The 5177-nt window shown below is 72.9% G+C and carries 6 protein-coding genes; 4 read left to right on the forward strand and 2 right to left on the reverse strand.

The window, feature by feature from the left end; all coding sequences use genetic code 11:
- The first annotated feature begins 281 nt into the window (after positions 1–281).
- A complete protein-coding gene (locus tag L2I40_RS18740; RefSeq protein ID WP_237216707.1) occupies positions 282–464 on the forward strand; it encodes a hypothetical protein in 183 nt (60 codons plus the stop codon).
- Between the two features lie 48 nt (positions 465–512).
- On the opposite strand, the gene L2I40_RS18745 is transcribed toward L2I40_RS18740, so the two are convergent.
- Positions 513–1205, reverse strand: coding sequence for a winged helix-turn-helix transcriptional regulator (locus L2I40_RS18745; RefSeq protein ID WP_237216708.1), 693 nt, complete (start codon positions 1203–1205; stop codon positions 513–515).
- A 132-nt stretch (positions 1206–1337) separates the two neighbouring features.
- Between L2I40_RS18745 and L2I40_RS18750 the strand changes: the two genes are divergently transcribed.
- The gene (locus L2I40_RS18750; RefSeq protein WP_237216709.1) at positions 1338–2504 is read left to right on the forward strand and encodes an acyl-CoA dehydrogenase family protein; all 1167 of its coding nucleotides are present in this window, start codon (positions 1338–1340) and stop codon (positions 2502–2504) included.
- 127 nt (positions 2505–2631) lie between these two features.
- On the opposite strand, the gene L2I40_RS18755 is transcribed toward L2I40_RS18750, so the two are convergent.
- The gene (locus L2I40_RS18755) at positions 2632–3648 is read right to left on the reverse strand and encodes a class I SAM-dependent methyltransferase (protein ID WP_237216710.1); all 1017 of its coding nucleotides are present in this window, start codon (positions 3646–3648) and stop codon (positions 2632–2634) included.
- 122 nt (positions 3649–3770) lie between these two features.
- Between L2I40_RS18755 and L2I40_RS18760 the strand changes: the two genes are divergently transcribed.
- Both L2I40_RS18760 and L2I40_RS18765 read left to right on the forward strand, forming a co-directional pair.
- Entirely contained in the window at positions 3771–4433 is a 663-nt protein-coding gene (locus L2I40_RS18760; protein ID WP_237216711.1) for a response regulator transcription factor, read from the forward strand.
- Positions 4430–5177: hypothetical protein (locus tag L2I40_RS18765; protein WP_456305752.1), on the forward strand; the 748-nt coding region annotated here is incomplete at its 3' end. The genes L2I40_RS18760 and L2I40_RS18765, both read left to right, overlap by 4 nt.

The following is a 5177-nucleotide window of genomic DNA, read 5'->3' on the forward strand; positions in this document are numbered from 1 at the left end:
CGGCGGTGACGCCCCGCTGCGTCGCCCGAGCGCGCCGCAGCCGGCCTCGCCCGGCTCGGACCGCAAGGACCGCGGCTGGCGTGACGCCGATTTCCGCGACGGCGGCGCCGCCCCCGCCTTCCTTCGCCGCCGCTGACCTCCCCTCTCCCTCCCCGGCTGGCGGGGGGTTCGACGCCGAAGGCGTCGGACGCCAGAGTAGCGGCGGCCTCGCCGCCGCTTACGCCGGCTGGTCGGGGTGGGGGTTCGCGACTCCACCCAACCTCCCCGCCTGAACCAATCCCATGCGCGAAACCGTCCTGATGAAGGGCGAGCTCGACACGCTCGTCATCGTCACCACCACCACCGGCACCGAGCTGCTCGACGGCGAGGACGAGGTGCTGGAATCCTGGCCCGACGACCGCCACGAGTCCGTCCTCGCCCGCCTGCTGGCCGAGGGCTGGGAGATCGAGGAAGACGGTCCCTGATCCTCGCGCAGCCGTGATCCGGCGCGGCGGTTCAGGATCTGAACCGCCTCACGCCACCTTCCGCGCCTCCCGCGCGAAGACGCTGAAGCCGAGCCACGCCTCCATGCTGCGCGCCAGCTGCACGTCGCCGAGCAGCTCGAGCCGCCCGCCCTCGACCTCCTGCCGCAGCGCCGCCAGCCCCATCCACACCGCCGTCATGCTGCGCAGCCCGCCGGTGACCGTCAGGTCCACCTCGTAGCCTGGATCCACCCAGCAGAGATCCACCTCGCCGGCGTCGATCACGAGCCAGTGGTTCCGCCGGCTCTCCGGCAGTTCGGGGAAGTGGAACTGGATGGTGCAGCGCCGCGGCGGCAGCGGCGTCGGGTTCAGGTTCCGCCGCATGTCCCACATCAGCAGCGTGGGATCGAGGTTCTTCAGCGAGACCTGGCTCTCGATCCAGCGCTGGCCCCAGACGCCCATGCCGAACACCACGTGGCGCAGCTCCTCGCCCGCCGGCGTCAGCCGGTACTCGGTGACACCCTTCGCATTCGGCGTGCCCGCGACGATGCCGGCCGCCTCCAGCTCCTTCAGCCGCTTCGACAGCAGCGCCGGCGACATGCGCGGCACGCCGCGGCGCAGCTCGTTGAAGCGGGTGCTGCCGGCCAGCATCTCGCGCAGCACCAGCACGGTCCAGCGCGAGCAGATCAGCTCCGCCGCCATCGCCACCGGGCAGAACTGCCCGTAGCTGCCACGGTCTTCCATGGACGTCGTCTCCGTCCCGGCCTTGTGACCGTAGCAGCCCACGGGACGCCGCCGACAGTTCATTTCCTGAACTGGAAGCCCGACGCACCGATCGGTGAAGCTCCCCCCGTCGCAACGCCTGGGAGCAAGCCGATGAACGTCGCCGTGACCGCCGCGCCCCTCCTGGCCACCCCCCTCCTGGCCGAGGGTCCCATCGCCGACCGCGCGCGCCACCTCGTCCCCCACCTCGCCGCCGGCGCCGCCGAGGCCGACGAGCAGGACCGCTTCGTCGCCGGCAACTACGCGCTGCTGAAGCAGGCGGGCCTGGTCGAGGCCGGCGTGCCGGCCGAGTTCGGCGGCGGCGGCGCCAGCATCCGGGAGCTGGCGGAGATGCTGCGCATCCTGGCGCAGGGCTGCAGCTCCACGGCACTCGCCTTCTCGATGCACACCCACCAGGTCGCGGTGCCCGCCTGGCGCTGGCGGCACCAGAAGCTCGCCGCCATGGAGCCGCTGCTGAAGCGCATCGCGGCCGAGCGCATCATCCTGCTGTCGAGCGGCGGCTCCGACTGGCTCCCCGGCACCGGGAAGGCGGAACGCGTTGAGGGCGGCTACCGCATCACCGCGCGCAAGGTGTTCTCCTCCGGCTCGCCGGTCGGCGACCTGATGATGACGGCGGCGGTGCTGGAGGAGGACGGCGCGCGCCACGTGCTGCATTTCGGCGTGAACATGAAGGCGCCCGAGGTGAAGGTGCTCGACACCTGGCGCGCGCTCGGCATGCGCGGCACGGGCTCGCACGACGTGGCGATCGAGGGGCTGTTCATCCCCGACGCCGCCGTCGCGCTGAAGCGCCCGGCGGGCCAGTGGCATCCGCTGTTCCACATCCTGGCCCCGATCGCCTTCTCGCTGGTCTATGCGGTCTATCTCGGCGTCGCCGAGCATGCGCGCGACATCGCGGTGGAGGTCGCGAAGCGCCGCCCGCCGACCGAGGACATGCTGCAGCTCGCCGGCCGGATGGACACGGCGCTGCGCGCCGCGCGGCTCGGGCATGAGTGGATGCTGGCCGTCACCGACCGCAACGCGCCCTCGGCCGAGGCGATCAACGACGCTATGACCGGCAAGGCGCTGGTGACCGAGCATGCGATCCGCACGGTGGAGCTGGCGCTGGAACTGGCCGGCGGCGCCGGCTTCCATCGCGCGACGGGCCTGGAGCGCCTGTTCCGCGACATCCAGGGCGCCCGCTACCACCCGCTGCAGTCGGGCCCGCAGGCGCGCTACGCGGGCGCGATGGCGCTGGGTCAGGACGTCTCCCGCATCTTCTGACCCTCAAGCCCTCTCCCGTTGCGGGGGGAGGGCGCCCGAAACCCTCTCCCGCCTGCGGGGGAGGGTGCCGAGCGCAGCGAGGCGGGTGGGGGTGAGCGCAACATCCCCCGAACCCCATCCCCCAACCTCAGGCCGCCGCGTCCGACCAGGACAGCCGCCCTTGGCGCGCCCGCCCAGGCCAGGCGGCCTTCAGGATCGCATCGGCCATGTCGCGGACCGTCGCGTGGCGCGCGCAGACCACCTGCTCTTCGATGTTCCGCCGCAGCCGGGCCACGCGTCGCGTGACCGGCGCGCCGGACAGGAGATAGTCGAGCGCGCGACCCTTGGTCGCGACCTGCCGGGCCAGGCGTTCCGCCAGCGCCGTGCCCGCCCCCGTCGGCGGGCGATCCCCCGCTCGGCGCCGGCGAAGCACCATCGAGGTGCCGGCCAGATCCCCCGGCGTGAGCGCCGCGAACCCCGCCTGCCAAGCGAGCAGCGCCAGCGTTTCCGGAGTGAAATTCCAGATGTGCGCGGCGTGGAATGTGTTCGTCGCCTGCTTCCGCACGCCCGCCAGGTTCGGCACCTCGATGAAGATCAGCCCGTCCGGCGCAAGCCATGACCCGAGCTGGCGCAACGCGGCCCAGGGATCGGCGAGATGCTCCAGCACATGATTGAGCGTGACGAGGTCGAGGCTGGCCGGCGCGATCCCGGCGTCGTCGAGGCCGCCGGTCTCCACCGCAACGCCATAGGTCCGGCGTGCGAAGTCGGCATAGCCGAGGTTCGGCTCGATGCCGCGTGCCGCGAAGCCGGCCCGCTGCATGACATAGGTGAATTCGCCGGAGGAGGCCCCGACATCCAGCACGCGCGCACCGGGCCGCAGCAGCGGCGCGAGCCGGTCGGCGCGCGCGATGGCGCCGCGCAGCGCGCGCAAGGCGTGCTTGCGCTTCGGCTCCCACCCGCCCTTGTAGGCGACGCGGTAGCGCGTGGCGTAGAAGGCCGCGACCTCGGCCGGATCGGGCAGAGGGTGGTGACTGACCAGGCCGCAGCCGCGACAGACCACGGTGGTCAACGGCTCCAGGCCGCGGCCGCGCGTGGCGAGAACCTGTCGCTCCGTCCCGCCGCAGAGCTGGCATGGACTTGCCTCGATGCGCGTGCCGATCTTCATGGGAACCTCCGCCATGCTTGGCGGAGTAGCGGCGCGCTGCCCCGGGTCGCTGACACGCGCTGTCAGCGTGGCGTCAGCGGCCATCGGATAGGCGCTTCGTCCATGGCGGTTGGGTAGGCGCGATGCGGGTGCTGGTCGTGGAGGACGAGGCGGGGATCGCGGCGGACCTCCTGCGAGCGCTCGGAGGTGCCGGCTTCGCCGCGGAACACGCGGCGGACGGCGACACCGCATGGCTGCGCGGCGGGGTGGAGCCCTTCGACGCGGCCATCCTCGACCTTGGCCTGCCGCGGATCGACGGCCTCTCCCTGATTCGCCGGTGGCGGGCAGAGGGCGTGACCTTCCCGATCCTGGTGCTCTCGGCGCGCGGCGCCTGGACCACCCGTGTCGAGGCCATCGACGCCGGCGCCGACGACTACCTCGTCAAGCCCTTCGCCATGGAAGAGCTGCTCGCGCGGCTGCGCGCGGTGCTGCGCCGCTCCGCCGGGCGGGCCGCCAACACGCTGCGGGTCGGCAACCTCGCGCTCGATCTCCGGGCGCGCCGGCTGACGCGCGGCGGAGAGCCGGTGGAGCTGACGCCGCTCGAGTTCCGGCTGCTCGCCTACCTGATGCATCATCCGGACCGCGCCGTGCATCAGACGGAGCTGACCGAGCATCTCTATGCGGACGAGGCCGACCGCGGAGACAATGCGGTGGAGGCGCTGGTGGCGCGGCTGCGCCGGAAGATCGGGCCGGCTGCGATCCGCACCCGCCGCGGCCATGGCTACGTGATCGGCGAGGCGCCGTGACGCGATCGCTCCGGGCGCGCTTCGCGATCGTCGCCCTGGCGACGGCGATGCTGGCCGTCGGTGCCGTCGGCGCGGCGGTCCAGGGCCTTTTCGAGCGCCATGTCGAGCGCGAGATGCTGGCCGAGCTCGATGCCGACCTCCGCTACCTGGCCCGCAGCCTGGTGCTGGAGGACGGGACGGCGACGCTGCGCGTGCAGCCGCTTCCCGACCCGCGCTTCCAGGAGCCGCTGTCGGGCCTCTACTGGCAGGTGCGCAACGACGCGACGGGCGCGATCCTCCGCTCGCCCTCGCTGGCCGGATGGGAATTCCCGCTGGAGCTCGACGCGCTCCGCCCGGGCGAGCTGCATCGCCACATCATCCAGGGTCCGGAGGGCACGAAGATGATCGTGCTGGAGCGGCGGATCGAGGATGCCGTGGGGACCCCGGCGAGCTACCGCGTCGCCGTGGCCGTGGACCGCAAGCTGCTCGAGGCGGCGAACCGCGCCTTCGTGCTGGACCTGCTGCCGGCGCTGGGCGGCATCGCGGCTGCGCTGCTGGCGGCCTTCGCCCTTCAAGGCGCCATCGCGCTCTGGCCGATCGAGCGGGCGCGGCGCGCGCTGCGCGACCTGCGGGAAGGCCGGCGCGATCGCCTGGGCCGGGCGCTGCCCTCCGAGTTGCAGGGTCTCGCCGCCGATTTCGACGCCCTGCTGGACGCGCAGCGGCAGAGCGCCCGGCTGGCGCGGGACCGCGCGGCCGATCTGGCGC

The sequence above is a fragment of the Falsiroseomonas oryziterrae genome (assembly GCF_021864505.1).
Taxonomy (GTDB): Bacteria; Pseudomonadota; Alphaproteobacteria; order Acetobacterales; family Acetobacteraceae; genus Falsiroseomonas; species Falsiroseomonas oryziterrae.

Coding starts and splice junctions, on each gene's coding strand:
- L2I40_RS18740 (WP_237216707.1), top strand. CDS start 282: ATGCGCGAAACCGTCCTGATGAAGGGCGAGCTCGACACGCTCGTCATC.
- L2I40_RS18745 (WP_237216708.1), bottom strand. CDS start 1,205: ATGGAAGACCGTGGCAGCTACGGGCAGTTCTGCCCGGTGGCGATGGCG.
- L2I40_RS18750 (WP_237216709.1), top strand. CDS start 1,338: ATGAACGTCGCCGTGACCGCCGCGCCCCTCCTGGCCACCCCCCTCCTG.
- L2I40_RS18755 (WP_237216710.1), bottom strand. CDS start 3,648: ATGAAGATCGGCACGCGCATCGAGGCAAGTCCATGCCAGCTCTGCGGC.
- L2I40_RS18760 (WP_237216711.1), top strand. CDS start 3,771: ATGCGGGTGCTGGTCGTGGAGGACGAGGCGGGGATCGCGGCGGACCTC.